The following is a 17,909-nucleotide window of genomic DNA, read 5'->3' on the forward strand; positions in this document are numbered from 1 at the left end:
ATACGAACCAGGAACGATGCCATGAGCAAGTCTGAAAACCTCTACAGTGCAGCCCGCGAGCTTATTCCAGGTGGCGTGAACTCGCCAGTACGCGCCTTTACCGGCGTGGGCGGCACGCCGCTGTTTATCGAACGTGCTGACGGCGCGTATCTGTATGATGTCGATGGCAAAGCCTATATCGATTACGTCGGTTCCTGGGGGCCGATGGTACTGGGTCACAACCACCCGGCCATTCGTAACGCGGTCATCGAAGCCGCGCAGCGCGGCCTGAGCTTCGGCGCGCCAACCGAGATGGAAGTGAAAATGGCGGAGCTGGTTACCGAACTGGTGCCGACCATGGACATGGTGCGTATGGTGAACTCCGGTACCGAAGCCACCATGAGCGCCATCCGTCTGGCGCGCGGTTTTACCGGCCGCGACAAAATCATCAAGTTCGAAGGCTGCTACCACGGTCACGCAGACTGTCTGCTGGTGAAGGCCGGTTCCGGCGCGCTGACGCTCGGCCAACCAAACTCGCCGGGTGTACCGGCTGATTTCGCTAAACATACCCTGACCTGCACCTATAACGATCTGAGCACCGTTCGCGCGGCGTTCGAGCAGTATCCGCAGGAGATCGCCTGCATCATCGTTGAACCGGTTGCGGGCAATATGAACTGCATCCCACCGCAGCCAGACTTCCTGCCGGGCCTGCGCGCCCTGTGTGATGAGTTCGGCGCGCTGCTGATCATCGACGAAGTGATGACCGGCTTCCGCGTGGCGCTGGCGGGCGCTCAGTCTTATTATGAGGTTGAGCCAGACCTGACCTGCCTCGGCAAAATCATCGGCGGCGGCATGCCGGTCGGGGCATTCGGTGGTCGCAAGGACGTGATGGAAGCCCTGGCACCAACCGGCCCGGTTTACCAGGCGGGCACGCTCTCCGGCAACCCTATCGCCATGGCTGCGGGCTTCGCCTGTCTGACCGAAGTGGCGCAGCCGGGTATTCATGAAACCCTGACTGACCGCACCGCGCAGCTGGCAAACGGTCTGCTGGAAGCCGCAGAAGACGCGGGTATTCCGCTGGTGGTGAACCACGTGGGCGGCATGTTCGGGATTTTCTTCACCGATGCGAAAACCGTGACCTGCTATCAGGACGTGGTGAAGTGCGACGTTGAACGCTTCAAGCGCTTTTTCCACCTGATGCTGGAAGAAGGCGTGTACCTGGCGCCGTCGGCGTTCGAAGCGGGCTTTATGTCCGTGGCGCACAGCGAAGAAGATATCAATAACACCATCGACGCGGCGCGTAAGGTGTTTGCGAAGCTTTAAGATGTGCGGCCTGGTGCCCTCACCCCGGCCCTCTCCCACAGGGAGAGGGAGCAAACACTAAAACGGCAATCCAGGGATTGCCGTTTACTTTTATTACCTACTCTGCTTTCTCAACAGATAGATAAAGTACGGCGCACCAATAAAGGTCGACAGCAGACCCGCCGGGATCTGATACGGGAACAGCACCATCCTTCCACACCAGTCGGCAAACACCAGAATGACCCCGCCCGTCAGGGCCGACATCACAATGTGCGGCATCGTCCGGCGGAAACCCATCATTCTGGCGATATGCGGCGCCATCAACCCCACAAAACTCAGCGGACCGATGGTCATGGTGGCCGTTGCCGTCAGACACGCCGCCAGCAGCAGCAGCGCAACGCGCGTCGGCGTCAGCGCTAAGCCAACCGCACGCGCGGTTTCGCCTCCCAGCGGCAGAATGGTCATCCAGCGACGGCACAAAGGGACAATCGCCAGCAGTACCATCATCACTATCCCGGAATGCACAACCTGGCTAGCGGTGGCGTTGTAGGTTGAGCCGGAAATCCAGGTCAGGATCTTCGCCATGCGCGGATCGCCGCTCGCCTGCAGCATCATCAGCAGCATGGTGAAAGCGGTGCTGAGCGCCATACCGGCCAGCAGCATACGGTGCGGAGAAAATCCGCCGCGGCCAGAGGCAATCAGGATAATCAGCAGCGTCACCGCCGCGCCAATGCTCCCGGCAGGCATCAGCCAGCCAAACGCATTACCCGGCACCAGGAAGAGCATCAGCACCACGCCAAAGGCCGCGCCGGAGCTGATCCCCAGCACTTCCGGGCTCGCCATCGGGTTGCCGGTCAGACGCTGAATAATGCACCCCGCTACCGCCAGCATCACTCCGGCAATCAGCGCGGAGAGAATACGCGGCCAGCGCCACTGTAATAGCTCGTTGAGCAGATCACCCGTTGCCCAGTGCCAGCCTGCGGCATCACGTCCGAAGGAGAGTGCCACGAACGAGGCGATAAGCAACACCGCCAGACCGGCCAGGCTGAACCACAGCACCGACTGACGTTCGGCATAGACCTTATCGCCCGCGTCCATCGCCGGTGCGCTAATGCTGCGCAAACGCGGGAGCAACCACAGCAGCAGCGGCGCACCGATAAGCGCCGTTGCCGACCCGGTGGAGACTTCCATCCAGACGCGCGCCAGCCAGAGAATGACCTGATCGGAAAGCCAGAGGATCAGCGCCCCGATCAGCGGCGCCAGCAGCAGACGTGCCAGAAGGCGACGCGCCCCGAGCATTTTCGCCAGCAGCGGCGCAAAGAGGCCGATAAACCCGATAATGCCAACCGCGTTAACCAGCAGAGCGCTTAACACAATCGCCAGGGTGAGCGCCGCCAGACGAGCCAGCGACAGCGCCAGCCCCAGGTTGCGCGCCACGCCATCATCCAGCCCCATCAGCGTCAGAGGACGCAGGAGCAGCAGCGTCAGCACCACACCGCCCGCCAGCTGAGGCCACAGGCGCTGCACAATGCTCCAGTCGGTCTGGGTGAGCGTACCGGTACTCCACAGGAACATACTTTGCAGCTGATCGTGATGGAACAACACCAGCAGCTGGTTAATCGCGCCACAGTAGAGGCTGACGACCAGCCCGGCCAGAATAAGCGTTACCGGAGAAAGGCGTTTGCCCCAGGCCACGCCAAAGACCAGCGCCCCCACCACGCATGCTCCCGCGAGAGCCGCAAACTGCGAGGTTAACGCCCCGGGTAACGCCCACAGCGTGGTGATGGTAATGCCAAGCTGCGCACCGGTCGCGACGCCAAGCGTAGTCGGCTCCGCCAGCGGGTTACGTAATACCTGCTGGAACAACACACCTACCAGGCCTAAACCGGCCCCGACCAGCAGTGAAATCGCCAGACGCGGCAGCAGACTGTAGTGGAACAGCATCTGCTGAATATTATCGATGTCCGGCGAGGCCAGCGCGGCCCCCCACTGCGGGCGCGGTAACGCCGTCGAGAGATTGAGCCCGGTTAAGGCCAGCGCGACCAGAAAAAGCAGGGAGAGCAGCAGTACCGGGAAACGAGCAATACGCGTGTTCATGCTTTGCCTCCCAGCGCGTTATCCAGCACGCGGGCAAAATGCATGGCCGACAGCGTCGCGCCGTAGAACCATACGGCGGGTGCGCGCAGGAAGCGTTTCTCGCGCACAAACGGCATCGCCTGCCAGAGCGGTGTCGCCATCAGGGTTTGCATTTCACGCTCGTTGCCGTGGTCGAAGCACAGCACGTCGACATCGCGAAACGCCGCCAGACGATCGATACCCACGGCGGTGCTGCCCCAGAAGGTCATCTCCCCTTCCCAGGCGTTGCGAATGCCAAAGCTATCCAGCACTTCCTGAAACAGGCAGTTTTTACCGAAGACCAGCATGTGGCGGGCATCCAGCAGCGTCACCATCAGCAGCGGACGATCGCCCCGGTTGACAAAGCGCGGCTTCAGGGCGTCGATCAGGGCATCAAATTCGTCGAGGTGTTTTTTGGCCTCTGCCTCACGGTTGAGGAAATGCGCCATCTCGTTAATCGAGTTTTTTGCCATAGCCAGCGGTTTTTTACCGTCGCTGAACGAGAATCCGCGCCCTGGCGCAATGCGCGCCATGGTCTCTTCTGAGGGGCCATAGCCCGCAGACCAGAACAGGAATGACGGTTTCATCTGGGTCAATAGTTCAAGGTTTGGCTCCGTGCGCAGGCCAATGTCGATGACGGAATCAGGCAGCTTCGGCTCGTTCACCCAGAGGTTATAGTTAGGGATGTCGGCCACCCCATACGGCGTAACGCCCAGCGCCATCATCAGCTCGACCGGCAGCCATTCCAGCGCCACAATGCGGTGGGGATCGATAGCGGCAGCGCGTGCCGTCGTCATTTTAAACAGCAGCGGTGAGAGCGCCATTGCCGCCAGCAGGCGACGACGGCTAATAAAAGTGTTGTCCAGCATCAGTACACGAAGCTCACCGGTGCAGCCCCGGCAGGGTGAGGCAAGATCCCCATTGGAATACCGTAAATGTGTTCCAGCGTTTCGCTGCGCATCAGCTCAGGCGGTGTCCCCTGCGCAATCATTTCGCCACTGCGTAGCGCGACAAGATAATCGCAATAGCGCGCCGCCATGTTGATGTCGTGCAGGACCGCAATGACCGTCAGACCACGCTGCTGGCTTAAGCGATGCACCAGCGCCAGCACGTCCACCTGATGGGCGATATCCAGCGCAGAGGTGGGTTCATCCAGCAGCAGACAGCGGCTGTCCTGTGCCACCAGCATCGCAATCCACGCGCGCTGACGCTCACCGCCGGACAGGCTATCCACCAGACGGTGCGCCAGCGGCTTTAACCCTACCAGCGCAATCGCCTCCTCCACTTTCTCCCGGTCGGCGACGCCGAAGCGCCCAAGCGCCCCGTGCCAAGGATAACGGCCAATCGCCACCAGCTCACGCACCGTCATCCCTTCTGCCTGCGGCAGCTGCTGCGGCAGATAGGCCACTTTCCGCGCGAAAGCTTTACTGCTCCAGCTCTCCAGCGGCTGATCGTCCAGCAGAATGTCCCCTTCAGAAGGCGGCTGGTGACGTCCCAGCATCTTGAGCAGCGTGGATTTACCGGAGCCGTTGTGACCAATCAGGCCCGTCACTTTACCGGCCGGAAACGTCAGCGAGAGCGGATGCAGCAGGGTGCGTCCGGGTACGCGAAAGGAGAGATGGTTGAGCGTAAAGGTGGTGTCGGATTGCGTTTGATTATCCTGCATATCAGCCAACTTAAATAAAAAAGGGCACGGCGAACCGTGCCCGAAGAGAGATTAGAAGCGGAAGGTCGCGGTGGCAACAACCTGGCGTTCAGCACCCCAGAAGCAACCGTAGGTGTTAAAGCAGCTGGCAACGTACTCACGATCGAACAGGTTGTTCACGTGAAGCGCCACGTTAGAGCCTGCCATGCCCACGCGCGCCAGGTCGTATCTGACCAGGGCGTCTACTACCGTGTAGCTGCCCACCGTGAAGGAGTTAGCCGGATCGCCTTTGCTGGAGCCGGTGTAACGAACGCCGGTACCCAGCGTCAGGCCAGACAGCGCACCATCATACAGGGTGTAATCGCCCCACAGGGATGCCATGTGTTTTGGCACCTGCGCTGGCGTGTTGCCTTTGTAGTTAGTGTCCGTGGTGTATTCCGCATCGGTATAGGTATAAGAACCGACAACGTTCACGCTGGCAGACAGGGCCGCTTTGGCTTCCAGTTCGAAACCACGGGCACGGATCTCGCCGCCTTCAACGGAGAAGAAGGAACCCGCAGGGTCGGCCATCAGGTTGTTGGTTTTGGTCAGCTGGTACAGTGCACCGGTGACAACAATCGGACGATCGTTCGGCACATATTTCACGCCCGCCTCGTACTGCTTGCCTTTAGACGGTGCGAACAGTTTGCCCTGTGCATCGGTCTGCGAAGCCGGTTCAAACGATTCGCTGTAGCTGAAATACGGAGTTATACCGTTATCAAAGAGATAGTTAACGCCACCACGCCAGGTGAACTGGGTGTCATCACGTTTGGAGGTGGTATTTAACACGCGGTTATACGATTCCTGATCGGCCCAGTCATAACGACCGCCCAGCGTCACCAGGACTTTATCCCACTGCGCCTGATCCTGCACGTAGAGCCCCGTCTGTTTCTGACGGTTGAGGATCTGATAGGGGCCAGAGGTAGCAGGATCTTTTGAGCCGAAATCAAAGTCGCTGTTCACCGGGTTGTAGAGATCCAGCAGCGGAACAGAATCGTCGTAGCCGAACCAGGAGTTGATGTCGTTACGCATACGCATAAAGTCAACGCCAGTCAGCAGGATGTGGTCCACCTCACCGGTAGAGAATTTGCTCTGTAGCTGGGTATCAACGGTGAGGTTCTGCAGTTTTTCGTTATCGACAACGTATTTACGCGCCAGATAATGGCCTTTGTCTGCAGGGGCTAAAGCTGCGCACTGCTTGTTGCCGCTGTTCGCCGGATCGGTGCAAACGCCGTAACCGTATACGCTGTTTTGCGAGGTTTTGTTCTCGGCAAAACGCAGATTCTGACGCACGGTGAAGGTATCGTTGAATTCGTGGTCGAAGCTGTATCCCACCATTTTCTGGTTACGGGAATAGGTGTTGTTCTTCGCGCCTTCGTTGAAGTCAGTCGGCAGACGATCGCCGTTTGGCAGCGGATTGACCGTCCCCTCTTTTGGCAGCCAGCCGTAGTAGCCCGTTTCAGGCTCATTCTGGAAGTAAGAGAGGAACGTGAAGGTCGTTTTATCATCCGGACGCCAGGAGAACGACGGTGCGATGGCGTAACGCTGTTCGCCCTTCCCCTCCTGCTGGGAATTGTTCGAACGCGCAACGCCCGTCAGACGGTATGAGTAAACGCCGTCATCATCGATCGCATCGCTAAAGTCAAAGCCGGTCTGGAACAGGCTGTCCGTACCCGCTTTGAACTGGATCTCTTTCAACGGCTCGGTCGTTGGGCGCTTACTGACCATGTTCAGCAAACCGCCTGGGCTGCTTTTTCCGTACAGAACGGAAACCGGGCCACGCATTATTTCGGCGCGCTCCAGCATGTACGGGTCAATTACCGCGTCATTGTAGAAGTTCCCCTGCATTTTCATGCCGTCGAGGTAGTTGTTTTGCGTCTGACCATCGGCCGCAAAACCACGAATAACCAGATAATCATAGGTGTTGGACGCACCGCGCGTGCCTACCGCAACGCCCGGCGTGTAGCTCAGGGCTTCTTTCACCGAACGCGGCTGGTGCAGCGCCATCTCTTCGGCCGTCACCACAGAAATAGACTGCGGAACCTTCTGGATTGGCGTGTCTGTTTTCGTGCCGGTGGCGGACTGCCTCGCAGCGATAGTCGCAGCAGGCCCCCAGGCACTTTCCTGGGCAGCGGGCGCTGCGGTGACCGTAATGGTGTCTTCTTTTTTCGGGGTTTCGGCCGCGTGAGCATTAGCAGACATGCCGGCAACCGCTGTGGCTACGACGACCGCGACTTTACGCAGCGACGTGTTAATTGGCTGAGCAGTATTGAAAAGCGCCATGTTGTATCTCTGATGGAAAGGTTAATGATAACGTAAACGAGAATTATTATTATGAGCGCCAGAATAATATGCGAAACGCTGGTTGCATAGCAAGCAATAAGCGGCCCTACAAGATTTAAGGGTTTAAGAATTAACCAGATGAAAACAGGGGGTTAATGAGGTTAGTGAAATGATCGTTAAAGCCCGCCAGAGCGGGCAGGATGGATTAGCGGTAAAAGACCTCGAACGTCGCGACAGAATCGACTTTGCCGGCTTTAACCTCCCCCGTCTTGATGTAGCGGGCCCTGAGGGGGATTTCGACAGGAACCTTGTCCTGCGTGCTGGTTATCGCCGTGTAGTTCTGATCAAACTGCAGCACGGTATTATTCTGGTCGAGGATCTGAATACCGACGCCATCAGCGGCAGAGTCTCCGGAAGCGATGCGCAAAATAGTGCCGTTCATGACCCCCGTCGAGCCCGCGCTGGTGAACTGATAATCGACCTTTGTTCCCGCCGCACAGTCGGTGATTTCAATCTTAAAGCTGTCGTCAGTAAGAATATCCGAGTATTGCCCGGTAAAGTCCTGCGTATTGACCGTTTTCAGCGGCACATAGATGTTCCTGTCGACCAGATTACAGGTGTTGTTCGTAATGTGAACGCTGGTAGGGGAAAACCGCATTTCACCGATCACCGCGTTGCCCAGAATATCCATTGAGGTTAAACGCGAGGTATCGAGATACCCTTCCTGAATATCGCCCGTCACCACCAGCTGTGCGGCAGCACGAAATACAGATGTATTTTGCGAAGAGCCGTGGGTCGATCCCAGATAGTGCATCGGCCTGAGTATATTTTCCTCATTGTAATTGGGGAACTGCTCGTTCGACGAAGCCGCGCGAATGCCAATACCCGGCACGTTGGTTTGATAAACTCCCGACATGACATCTTCGCGCGCATCGCTATCAGACAGATAGAGGTATCCGCGCCGAATTTGCGCATCACCGCTGCACTCCACCGTTACTTCTTTACTCTCGACGCTACCATCATAAATCACGGTGCCGACGGGCGTATCGGGTTGAACAACAATCACCGGAGGAAGTTGAAACGTTACCACGGCATCCACGTCAGAACTGCCGTTAAAGGTACATTCTGCACGGGCTGTATGGAAAAAGGTCCCCGCCAGCACGAGCAGCAGTGGTGAAAGAAATGTTTTAACCGTACGGCGTAGTTTCATGAAATACCTCTGTTAATCACAGGTGACCGTTGCTTTGACGATCCCGGCAGTGCTCTGTGAAGGAATATCCAGCGTCCCCTGACACTGCCGATCACGCGCTTCCCCCCACTGCACGCTAAACGTGGTTTTGCCGGACAGCCCCGTCAGGTAAACCTCGCCGTCATCACCCACTATTGCCGTGGTGTTATCCAGCGCCACCACGGCGCCAAACGGCACGGGCTTACCCGCGTAAAGCAGCGTCACCAGCGCGCGTCGTCCCACACGCGCATCGAAGGTGGCGTGTAGCGCAGCGCCTTTCGTCGGCACGAGATCCATCGTTGCCGCGTCGATATCAATATCTTCCCGATCCTGGGTATTGACCGTAATGACGTTATGCCGGTAGGCGGTCAGGGAGGGAACAATCGCGTTACCAAAGCGGTCGGTAGAAATGCCGCGCCCGTTTTGTACTTTGACGTTATCGCCATCTTTAATGTGCACGATGGCAAATGCGTCGCGCACGGGTTGCCCCAGCGTCACGCCATGCTTGTGGGCAACGATTGACCCCTGAGCGCTGTAGTTCCACTGTCGATTATCGCCACCGTAGCTGTACCCCATCCCCACTTCACCGGAAGATCCACGATAACGGCCTGACAGGCTGCCGCCGTAGCCCGTATCCTGGTTGGCATAGGTCTGCTGGAGGTTATAGCTCAGCTTGTTGTCCTCGAGAGCGGTACCGCCGAGACCAACCTGATGCGAGACAAAACCGCCGCTGGCGGTATTGGCGCTGTAGGTTGCCCATGAATCCGGCAGCCACTTTGATAACGGAATGTTGACCGTTAACGCCATTTGCCGGTCCGTATCGGCATCTGGCGTGCGGGTCAGGTTGTAACTTATCGACCAGGTGATGTCGCGCCAGCTGGAGCTAAACCCCGCGCTGACGCTTCGCTCATGGCCGTCCATATCCCAGTAGTCTTGCTGATAGCCGTTGAGATAGGCCGAGCCCCAGTCAGAAACCCGCTGGGAAAGGTTGAGCTGCATGCGGCTACGGCGGTTATTAGTTCTGCGGTAGGTATAAATGCCGTCATCGATCTCGCTATCACGTTGATCGATAGCTTCCTGAAAGGTATAAAACCCCGATGTGGAGTAGCGATAGCTGGCAAGCGTGACGGTGGTATCCGTATCGGGAATATCTTTTGAATACTGCGCCCGCCAGGATAAACCGCTGGCATCGTCACGCCCGTCATCAAAGGCGGTACGCGCGGCCGTGAGATCAACAGAGGCAGAGCCGAAATGCCCCAGATCGGCACCGAGCCCCAGCAGCAGTGCGTGATACAGTGATGCACCCAGCGCGCCGGTATACGCCGTGACGCCGTAAGGCAGGCCATAGATAGCCGTGCCTTGCGCAAAGGTCGGTTCGTCTTCCCCTTCATTACCGCGATAGCGCCCTGCGGCCAGCGAATACTTAAAGCCGCCTTCCCGCTGTAGCACCGGCACCGATGCGCTGGCCTGTATAAAGCTGTGCTCGCTGCCATCCGCCTCTTCGACGGTGACTTCCAGATCCGCGCCGGAGGTCACCTGACTTAAGTCACGGATCTCAAAAGGCCCCGGCGAGACGTTAGTTTGATAGATAATGTAGCCATTTTGCTTGATGGTAACTTTGGCATCGCTATTGGCGATCCCACGCACCACAGGCGCAAAACCTTGCTGGCTTACGGGCAGCATAGAGGTATCCGTTTCCAGCTTCACACCGGTCATCTGGATGCTGTCAAAAAGCTCACCATTGGTATACGTCTGGCCCATCTCAAGCTGGCTTTTCAGTAATTTGATGTCACGTTGTAACGTGCTGGCGATGGCTTCCCAGCCGGAAGCGTCGCTCCACGTGCTGTTATTCCGCAGTCGCCACGCCCCCAGATTGAGGCCAGATTCCAGGCCAAGCCAGGTCGAAGCTGTTTTGCCCGCGCTATAGTGCTGTTGCGACCCGCTTAACTGATAGCTTGTCCAGGCAGCAGGTGCCCCGTCATCCCAGAATTTTGCCGGAATGGCGCCAGCGGCAGCGCGATCGCGATACGCCTGCGGGATAACCAGCTTCAGGGTCTGGTTGTCCTGATTGTATTCGTAACGGGCATTTTCGATGAAATGGGAGATATCGCGGACGTAAGCACCGTCATCCAGATCTTTTAAATCCGGGATCGTGTCGACTTTTACGCCGTAATCACGCAGATCGGCTTTCGTCAGCTCCGGCAGCAGGCGCTGTTTATCGTCAGACAGCACGTAGGAAACGCTACGTTTATCCAGAATGTCGCGATCCCACATAATGGTCGTGAGGTAGCTTCCTGCAAGTAACCCGTTATCCTTGATGAAGTTTTCGAGCGTGGAGGTATTTTCGAGAGGCGTATCCAGCTCAAGGATCCGCAGGTTGAATTCGTCATCGCCACTTGCAGGCGGGATCGCGGCGAGCAGCGCCAGCGCGATCCCGGACAGTACCTGTTTGCGAAGCAGAGATGACGACATAACATACCAACATGATTATTTAAAGAGCCTGCTTGCGTTGCGGGGTCTGCCCACCGAAATCATTGATTGCCGTCCAGGTCACCGCGCCCTTTGCTGATGCGGGTAACGCGAAACGCTGTTCGCTGAAGGGGGCAACCATCATAGAAATGGCACCAGGCGTGGTTTTGGTCTCTTTCACCGGCACGCTTTTCCCGCCAACGGCCAGTTCGCCAAACGAGACATAAAACGGTGTCGGGTTTTTTGCGATTAGCGTGTCACCCTGACGGTTGAACGTTATTTTTTCATAGGCACTCAGAGCATCGGTTTCTTTCAACTGAGCGGGGCGCCAGAAAAGTTTCAGACGCGTTTTCATTGCAAACTGCAGCGTGTTTTTCTCTTTCAGCTCAGGCGAGAGTGCCGATACGGATTTAACGTTCGCCAGAAACAGTGATTCGCGGTCCGCTGGCAGACTGTTTTTATCGCCGGTGAAAATAACGTGCAAAAGCGTTTGACGATTTTCCTGCAATTTGTAAACGGGTGGCGTAATAATGAAAGGCGCTTTTGCGTCATTGGGATAACTAACCCAGCTCTGCACCAGATAACGTGTATGAGGATCTTTATTTTTAAGTGCTATCTGAACTTCAGACTTATTCGATGGATAAATAATTCTCGTACCACCGAGCACAACGCTTGCCTGTACTGAACAGCAAGAAATAATTAAACAACCACATAACAATTTAAATAAAGTCTTCATACAACGTTCCAGAAGGCAGCCGTTCAGGCTGCCCGTAATTGCTTAGCGATAGACAACCTCGAATGTTGCAGAGGAGGAGTAATGACCCGCGGTTGGCGCGGTATCACCCACCTGAATCACTTTCGCGGTGTAGTTAAAGACAGAAGCCGTTGCCCCCGTCGCGTCGTTATTCACATCGGTACCTGAATCCGGTACTGAGCCATCGAAGACCACATCGCCTTTAGAGCCATTATCATTGCTGACGATGATGCCAACGTTGGTTGCATTGCCTGCGCCGGAGAGATCGTTTTTCAAACGTTTGTAGGCGGCGTCTGTCGTTGTACCGCTGAACTTGAGGTTCAGTTTTGCAACCAGTGGATCACATTTTTTCACTTCAATTTTAAACGCTTTGGAGGTACCCACCGTACCATCAGCGCCAAAGTCTGAAGGATAGGTATCCGCAAACGTAACGGTGGAGGCGTTCGTTCCTGAGCCATCAACGTTAATTTCGCAGGTATCGGCAACAATTTTCCCGGCGAAATTCACCGTACCGGAATCATTGGATGCAAATACAGGCAGAGACAGCGCAGCCATAATGCTTCCGGCTAATAATGTAGAAAAAATTTGTTTGTTCATGAAAAATATCCTTATATTTGACAATTGAGGCATCCATTCGCACTACAAATATTTTGAGTCGAAATGTTATCCAGCATGTTACACATGACTGACTAAATAGGAATATCCTTTGAGCCAGTGAATTTCTTGAGGCGATTACATCAGATTATTCTTCATTATGTCCAGAGAGGATAATGTCACGTAACACGCAGATGATTCCAACTGCATGTTTTAGATAAAAAAGTGCGAGCTTAAAAATTCTAAATTAGATGTTTAATTTTTTTAAAAATTGCAGAATGTAAAAGATAAAAAAAAGCCGCTTTATATTAAAGCGGCTTTTTTTTCAGGGAATTAATTAGTTCCCACCAAACATATCCTTGATCCAGCCAGCGACGCCATCGCTGTCTTTCTTCTCATTCTGCTGCTGCGGCTGTTGTTGCTGCGGCTGCTGCTGAGAGGATTGATCGAACGGGTTGCCCGTTGGCTGTTCAGGCTGGCTCTGCTGGCACAGCGAGTCCGGGTTGGTCGTCCAGACAGGCAGAGTACGCATCCCGCCGCCGCAGACAAAGTTACCGGAACCATCCACGCCCATATCCACGATATCTTCCGGCGCAACCAGATTCAGCGGCACAGGAGACTGATTCGCCAGATAGCGCTGGTAAATCGACATCGCCCCGCTCGCCCCGTACAGTTTGGTCGGCTGGTTGTTATCACGGCCTACCCAGGTGATCACCACTTCACGGCCATCAATACCGGCAAACCAGGTATCGACGTTGTTATTGGTGGTCCCGGTTTTACCCGCCAGGTGCAGACCCGGATACTTCGCCCCCAGCTGACGCCCGGTACCACGCTGCACAACCTGCTGCATCGTCCACAACGTCATATAAGCCGCCTGCGCAGGAACGGCACGTTCCGCCTGCGGGAAGCTTTGATACAGCACGGAGCCATCTTCGGCAATCACCGAACGCAGCGCCGAGAGCGGAGCGCGGTTACCGCCGCTGGCAATGGTCTGGAACGCCTGCGCCACTTCGATCGGCGTCAGGTTAAGCGCCCCAAGAATCATCGCCGGCACCGGATGCAGCTGATCTTTCGCAACGCCGAGTTTCTGCCAGGTGTCGACAATCGCTGGCAGACCCAGCGCCATACCGAGGTTAACCGTTGGTACGTTCATGGAGCGGGTCAACGCATCCACCAGCATCACCTGGCCGCTGAACTGTTTGTCATCGTTCTGAGGTGACCAGACCTGGCCGTTAGGCTGGCGCAGGGAGATTGGCGCATCGGCAATCCAGGTGTTCAGTCGATAGAGGTTCGGCTGGCTCAGCGCGGTGAGATAGGTCGCTGGTTTTGCCAGAGAACCAATCGAACGACGCGCCTGCATCGCACGGTTATAGCCCGCATACTGCGGCTCGGCGCCGCCGACCATCGCGCGCACTTCGCCGGTATTACGGTCAACCACCACCATCGCGGTTTCGAGATCGCTCAGCTTACGCTGCTTCTTCAGCGCCGGAATACCTTCCACAGCCGCTTTTTCTGCCGCATCCTGCGCCACGGAGTCAAAGGTGGTGAAGATCTTCACGCCGGAAAGATCTTTGACCTTATCACCGAGCTTGCTTTGCAGCTCCTGACGCACCATCTGCATAAACGCAGGCTGCGGAGAGATCACCCCACCGCGCGGCTGAACGCCCAGCGGACGCGCGCTCAGCATGTCGTACAGCTCCTGGTCGATGACCTGCTGCTGTTGCAGCAGACGCAGTACCAGGTTACGACGCTCCAGCGCCAGTTTCGGGTTACGCCACGGGTTATAAATGGACGCCCCTTTTACCATGCCCACCAGCAGCGCCTGCTGGTCAAGGCTCAGCTCTTCAACAGGACGGCCAAAGTAGTACAGGCTCGCCAGCGGGAAGCCGCGGATCTCGTTATCGCCGCTCTGACCGAGATACACCTCGTTCATGTACAGCTCAAGGATACGATCCTTGCTGTAGCGTGCATCCATCAGCACGGCCATGTACGCTTCGTTGGCTTTACGCCAGTATGAGCGCTCGCTGGAGAGGAACAGGTTCTTCACCAGCTGCTGGGTCAGCGTACTCGCTCCCTGTACTGTACGGCCCGCCGTCAGGTTGGCCAGCACCGCACGGCCAATGGAGTAGAGGCTGATACCGTCGTGCTCGTAGAAGTGACGGTCTTCGGTTGCCAGCAGCGTGTCCACCAGCAGGTCCGGGAAGCCGTTACGCGCCACGAACAGGCGCTGTTCGCCGTTTGCGGACGACAGCATGGTGATCAGGCGCGGATCGAGACGGAAGAAACCGAACTGGCGGTCGTTATCCATGTTCTCAATGGTTTCCAGGCGATCGCCGTCAAAGGTCAGACGCGCGCGCACCTGCCCCTCTTTGCTGTCCGGGAAGTCGAACGGACGGCGGATCATCTCAATGCTTTTCGCCTGCACGGTAAATTCGCCAGGTCGGGTCATTTTAGATACCTGACGATACTGGGTGGCCTCCAGCAGTTTTACCATCTCGTTCTTACTGATCGACATGTCAGGCTCAAGGTTCACCATGCGACCATACACTGCCGCAGGCAATTGCCAGACTTTACCGTCGATACGGCTGCGGATCTTCTGATCCAGATAGACGCCGTAAATCGCCATCAGCACAACAAAAACAATGAACAGCTTCAGCAGCAGCCAGAACCAGCCGCGCTTGCCCCGAGGCTTACGCCCTTTGCCTTTTCCTTTACGCGGCATCGGTTCTTCATCCTCATAATCGTCTTCATAGTCATCGTCATAGTCCTCATCTCTGAGGCGACGACGGCTCACCTTTTCTTTGGCCGGACGCGTTGGTTTTCCCTTACGCCCAATTGGCTCGCGGTCATTCCCCGCCATGCTTTTTCTCCGCAACGTTCAGGCGCAAAGGCCCGATTCTCATTTCTTCCACTGGCCTGTGAAAGAAGAAATCTCTCAAAATTAGTTTTCTCCCTCTCCCTGTGAGAGAGGGCCGGGGTGAGGGCATCAGGCCGCACTCTCCTCTTTCTCCTGACTCACGAATATTTCTTCGTGCGCCGCGTCGGTGCCGTATTCGCCGGATCGTCCGGCCAGACGTGTTTGGGGTAGCGCCCCTTCATCTCTTTCTGCACTTCACGGTAGCTCCCCGCCCAGAAAGCCCCCAGATCGCGGGTGATCTGCAACGGGCGGTGCGCCGGAGACAATAGTTCAAGCACCAGAGAAACGCGCCCTTCCGCAATAGACGGCGTGGTGGCCTCACCAAACATCTCCTGCATCCGCACTGCCAGCGCCGGAGGATTATCCTCATGATAACGAATGGCAATCCGGCTTCCGGTGGGCACAGTGTAATGCCCAGGAAGCTCACTATCCAGACGTTGACGTAATGACCAGTCCAGTAAATTCTGTAACGCGGTCTTAACATCAAGTGCTTTAAGGGCGCGCAGAGAGTGCACGCCGCGCATTTCCGGCAGCAGCCACTGCTCAAGCGTCGCGAGTAGCGTCTCATCATCCACTGCGGGCCAGCTATATTCCGGTAGCCACTTCGCGGCACAATGCAGGCGAATGCGATACTGTTCAGCCTCCGGCGTCCAGTTCAGGACGCCCAGCCCCTTTTCCCGGATGCCGTTGAGCATCGCCTGGTGCAACTCTTCTTCCGACGGCTTCGCCAGCGGCTTTGTGCCGAGCGTCAGTTTGCCAATCTGGCTGCGCCGAAACGCCTTCAGCGTGCCCTGCGCATCATCCCACTCCACGATGTCCGATTGCTGAAGCAGCTGCGGGCAGTCGCGCGTCAGAGCGTCTATGTCCACGGCAATCGCCTGCAAAATACGCGCATCCGGGGAGTGGCTCCCCTGCAATAAAAGCGGCGCGATCAGCCATTCATGTCGCGTCAGCGCATCGTCGCTGTCCAGCATCGCGCCCATGCCGTTTGCCAGCTGATAGCGTCCATCCAGCCCGCGACGGCGTGCAATCCTGTCCGGGAAGGCCAGCGCCAGCAGGGAGGTAATCTTATCGCTAGCAGGTGAACCGCCCCGGCAATTCAGGCGTTTGCACAGCTGCTGCGCCCGCTGCTGCCAGTTCCCCTGATTGCGCGAAAACGCCTGCCCCAGATCGCTGCTGCCACCGCGAGGCGGCTCCTCAAGAATAGCCGCCAGTTTTGCCGCCGTGGCAATTTCATCTTCGCCCTGCGCGGCCACCAGCATCGCCGCCAGCCGCGGATCGTTGCCCAGCGCCGCCATTTTCTGACCGCGCGCCGTCAGACGCTCGCCTTCCAGCGCGCCAAGCTGGCTCAGCAAGGTGCGCGCAGCAGCGAGGTTCACGGCAGGCGGAGGATTAAGCCAGGTGAGCTGTTCAGGACTCGGGCAGCCCCACTGCAGCAGATCCATCACCAGCCCTGAGAGATCGCTTTGTAAAATCTCAGGCGTGCTTTGCATAGCCGCACGTTCAGCCTGCTCCGCGCTGATTAGATGCAGGCAAATACCCGGCTCAAGACGCCCCGCACGGCCCGCGCGCTGCACCATCGATGCCTGACTAATGCGCTGGGTAAGCAGTTTAGTCAGCCCGGTGCGCGGGTCAAAGCTTGCCACCCTCTCCTGCGCGCTATCCACCACCAGGCGAATGCCTTCGATGGTTAAACTGGTTTCGGCGATATTGGTCGCCAGCACCACCTTGCGCTGCCCCACCGGGGCTGGAAGGATGGCTTTACGCTGATCCTGTAGCGACAACGCGCCGTAGAGCGGGCAAAGCAGCACATCGCCGCCTACGCGGGTAGAAAGCTGCTCCTGTACGCGCTGAATCTCCCCCACGCCGGGCAAAAACAGCAGCAGCGAGCCGGGCTCCTGGCGAAGCAATTCGGCGGTGGCGATGGCCACCGCTTCATCAAAGCGCTGATGAGCAGGAAGCGGCTGATAGCGCCGCTCAACAGGAAATGCCCGCCCTTCTGAGCTGATGACCGGCGCATCGGGTAATGCCTGTCGTAGCCGCTCGTTATCCAGCGTCGCCGACATAATCAGCAGCCGCAGATCGTCGCGCAGCCCCTGCTGAACGTCGAGCAACAGCGCGAGAGCCAGATCGGCCTGCAGGCTGCGCTCGTGGAATTCATCCAGGATCACCAGCCCGACGCCGGTCAGCTCCGGGTCGTTTTGCAGCATGCGGGTGAGAATGCCCTCGGTGACCACCTCAAGACGCGTGGACGGGCCGATGCAGGTTTCGGCGCGCATCCGGTAGCCCACCGTCTCGCCCGGTTTTTCGTTCAACAGTTCCGCCAGGCGTTGCGCTACGTTGCGCGCGGCCAGCCTGCGCGGCTCCAGCAGGATAATTTTCCCGCTGATATTCCCGTCTTTCAGAAGCTGAATCGTCAGCCAGGTGGATTTACCCGCCCCCGTGGGCGCGTTAAGCAGCACCTGTGGGGCATGTTGTAAGGCAGCGAGAAGCTCAGGAAGGACGACGGCGACCGGCAATGAGGACACTAACAGCTCCAGAGGGTTAACATTAGTCGGCGTACATTGTAGCATCGGCGCATATC

11 protein-coding genes are annotated in these 17,909 nt (G+C 57.1%); 1 reads left to right on the plus strand and 10 read right to left on the minus strand.

Features of this window, described 5'->3' with window-relative positions:
* Positions 1-21: 21 nt before the first annotated feature.
* Complete coding sequence (hemL, locus tag D5066_RS11435) at positions 22-1,302, plus strand: glutamate-1-semialdehyde 2,1-aminomutase (RefSeq protein WP_080328743.1); 1,281 nt, start codon at positions 22-24, stop codon at positions 1,300-1,302.
* Between the two features lie 93 nt (positions 1,303-1,395).
* Here the strand turns inward: hemL and fhuB are convergent, their stop codons facing one another.
* The 10 genes from fhuB to hrpB all read right to left on the minus strand — a co-directional run bounded on the left by fhuB (position 1,396) and on the right by hrpB (position 17,853).
* The gene (gene fhuB, locus D5066_RS11440; protein ID WP_119915996.1) at positions 1,396-3,378 is read right to left on the minus strand and encodes a Fe(3+)-hydroxamate ABC transporter permease FhuB; all 1,983 of its coding nucleotides are present in this window, start codon (positions 3,376-3,378) and stop codon (positions 1,396-1,398) included.
* Positions 3,375-4,265, minus strand: coding sequence for a Fe(3+)-hydroxamate ABC transporter substrate-binding protein FhuD (fhuD, locus tag D5066_RS11445; RefSeq protein ID WP_119915997.1), 891 nt, complete (start codon positions 4,263-4,265; stop codon positions 3,375-3,377). Before fhuD ends, fhuB begins: the two co-directional genes overlap by 4 nt.
* The gene (gene fhuC / locus D5066_RS11450; RefSeq protein WP_119915998.1) at positions 4,265-5,062 is read right to left on the minus strand and encodes a Fe3+-hydroxamate ABC transporter ATP-binding protein FhuC; all 798 of its coding nucleotides are present in this window, start codon (positions 5,060-5,062) and stop codon (positions 4,265-4,267) included. Before fhuC ends, fhuD begins: the two co-directional genes overlap by 1 nt.
* Before the next feature lie 51 nt (positions 5,063-5,113).
* On the minus strand, positions 5,114-7,363 hold the full coding sequence (gene fhuA, locus D5066_RS11455) for a ferrichrome porin FhuA (protein WP_119915999.1): 2,250 nt from the start codon (positions 7,361-7,363) through the stop codon (positions 5,114-5,116).
* Positions 7,364-7,568: 205 nt separating this feature from the next.
* Entirely contained in the window at positions 7,569-8,573 is a 1,005-nt protein-coding gene (locus D5066_RS11460) for a fimbrial protein (RefSeq protein ID WP_119916000.1), read from the minus strand.
* A 12-nt stretch (positions 8,574-8,585) separates the two neighbouring features.
* On the minus strand, positions 8,586-11,063 hold the full coding sequence (locus D5066_RS11465) for a fimbria/pilus outer membrane usher protein (protein ID WP_119916001.1): 2,478 nt from the start codon (positions 11,061-11,063) through the stop codon (positions 8,586-8,588).
* Positions 11,064-11,082: 19 nt separating this feature from the next.
* Complete coding sequence (locus tag D5066_RS11470; RefSeq protein ID WP_080328736.1) at positions 11,083-11,796, minus strand: fimbrial biogenesis chaperone; 714 nt, start codon at positions 11,794-11,796, stop codon at positions 11,083-11,085.
* Between the two features lie 42 nt (positions 11,797-11,838).
* Positions 11,839-12,411 (minus strand): fimbrial protein, encoded by a 573-nt coding sequence (locus D5066_RS11475; RefSeq protein WP_119916002.1) that lies wholly within the window; start codon positions 12,409-12,411, stop codon positions 11,839-11,841.
* Between the two features lie 334 nt (positions 12,412-12,745).
* A complete protein-coding gene (gene mrcB, locus D5066_RS11480; RefSeq protein ID WP_080328734.1) occupies positions 12,746-15,268 on the minus strand; it encodes a bifunctional glycosyl transferase/transpeptidase in 2,523 nt (840 codons plus the stop codon).
* 155 nt (positions 15,269-15,423) lie between these two features.
* Positions 15,424-17,853, minus strand: coding sequence for an ATP-dependent helicase HrpB (gene hrpB / locus D5066_RS11485; protein ID WP_119916003.1), 2,430 nt, complete (start codon positions 17,851-17,853; stop codon positions 15,424-15,426).
* Positions 17,854-17,909: the final 56 nt, after the last annotated feature.

It is taken from the genome of Enterobacter chuandaensis (assembly GCF_003594915.1).
In the GTDB taxonomy this organism is placed as follows: Bacteria; Pseudomonadota; Gammaproteobacteria; order Enterobacterales; family Enterobacteriaceae; genus Enterobacter; species Enterobacter chuandaensis.

Bases quoted from the DNA above. Each gene is read 5' to 3' on its own strand.
- hemL (WP_080328743.1), top strand. From the start codon at position 22: ATGAGCAAGTCTGAAAACCTCTACAGTGCAGCCCGCGAGCTTATTCCA.
- fhuB (WP_119915996.1), bottom strand. From the start codon at position 3,378: ATGAACACGCGTATTGCTCGTTTCCCGGTACTGCTGCTCTCCCTGCTT.
- fhuD (WP_119915997.1), bottom strand. From the start codon at position 4,265: ATGCTGGACAACACTTTTATTAGCCGTCGTCGCCTGCTGGCGGCAATG.
- fhuC (WP_119915998.1), bottom strand. From the start codon at position 5,062: ATGCAGGATAATCAAACGCAATCCGACACCACCTTTACGCTCAACCAT.
- fhuA (WP_119915999.1), bottom strand. From the start codon at position 7,363: ATGGCGCTTTTCAATACTGCTCAGCCAATTAACACGTCGCTGCGTAAA.
- D5066_RS11460 (WP_119916000.1), bottom strand. From the start codon at position 8,573: ATGAAACTACGCCGTACGGTTAAAACATTTCTTTCACCACTGCTGCTC.
- D5066_RS11465 (WP_119916001.1), bottom strand. From the start codon at position 11,063: ATGTCGTCATCTCTGCTTCGCAAACAGGTACTGTCCGGGATCGCGCTG.
- D5066_RS11470 (WP_080328736.1), bottom strand. From the start codon at position 11,796: ATGAAGACTTTATTTAAATTGTTATGTGGTTGTTTAATTATTTCTTGC.
- D5066_RS11475 (WP_119916002.1), bottom strand. From the start codon at position 12,411: ATGAACAAACAAATTTTTTCTACATTATTAGCCGGAAGCATTATGGCT.
- mrcB (WP_080328734.1), bottom strand. From the start codon at position 15,268: ATGGCGGGGAATGACCGCGAGCCAATTGGGCGTAAGGGAAAACCAACG.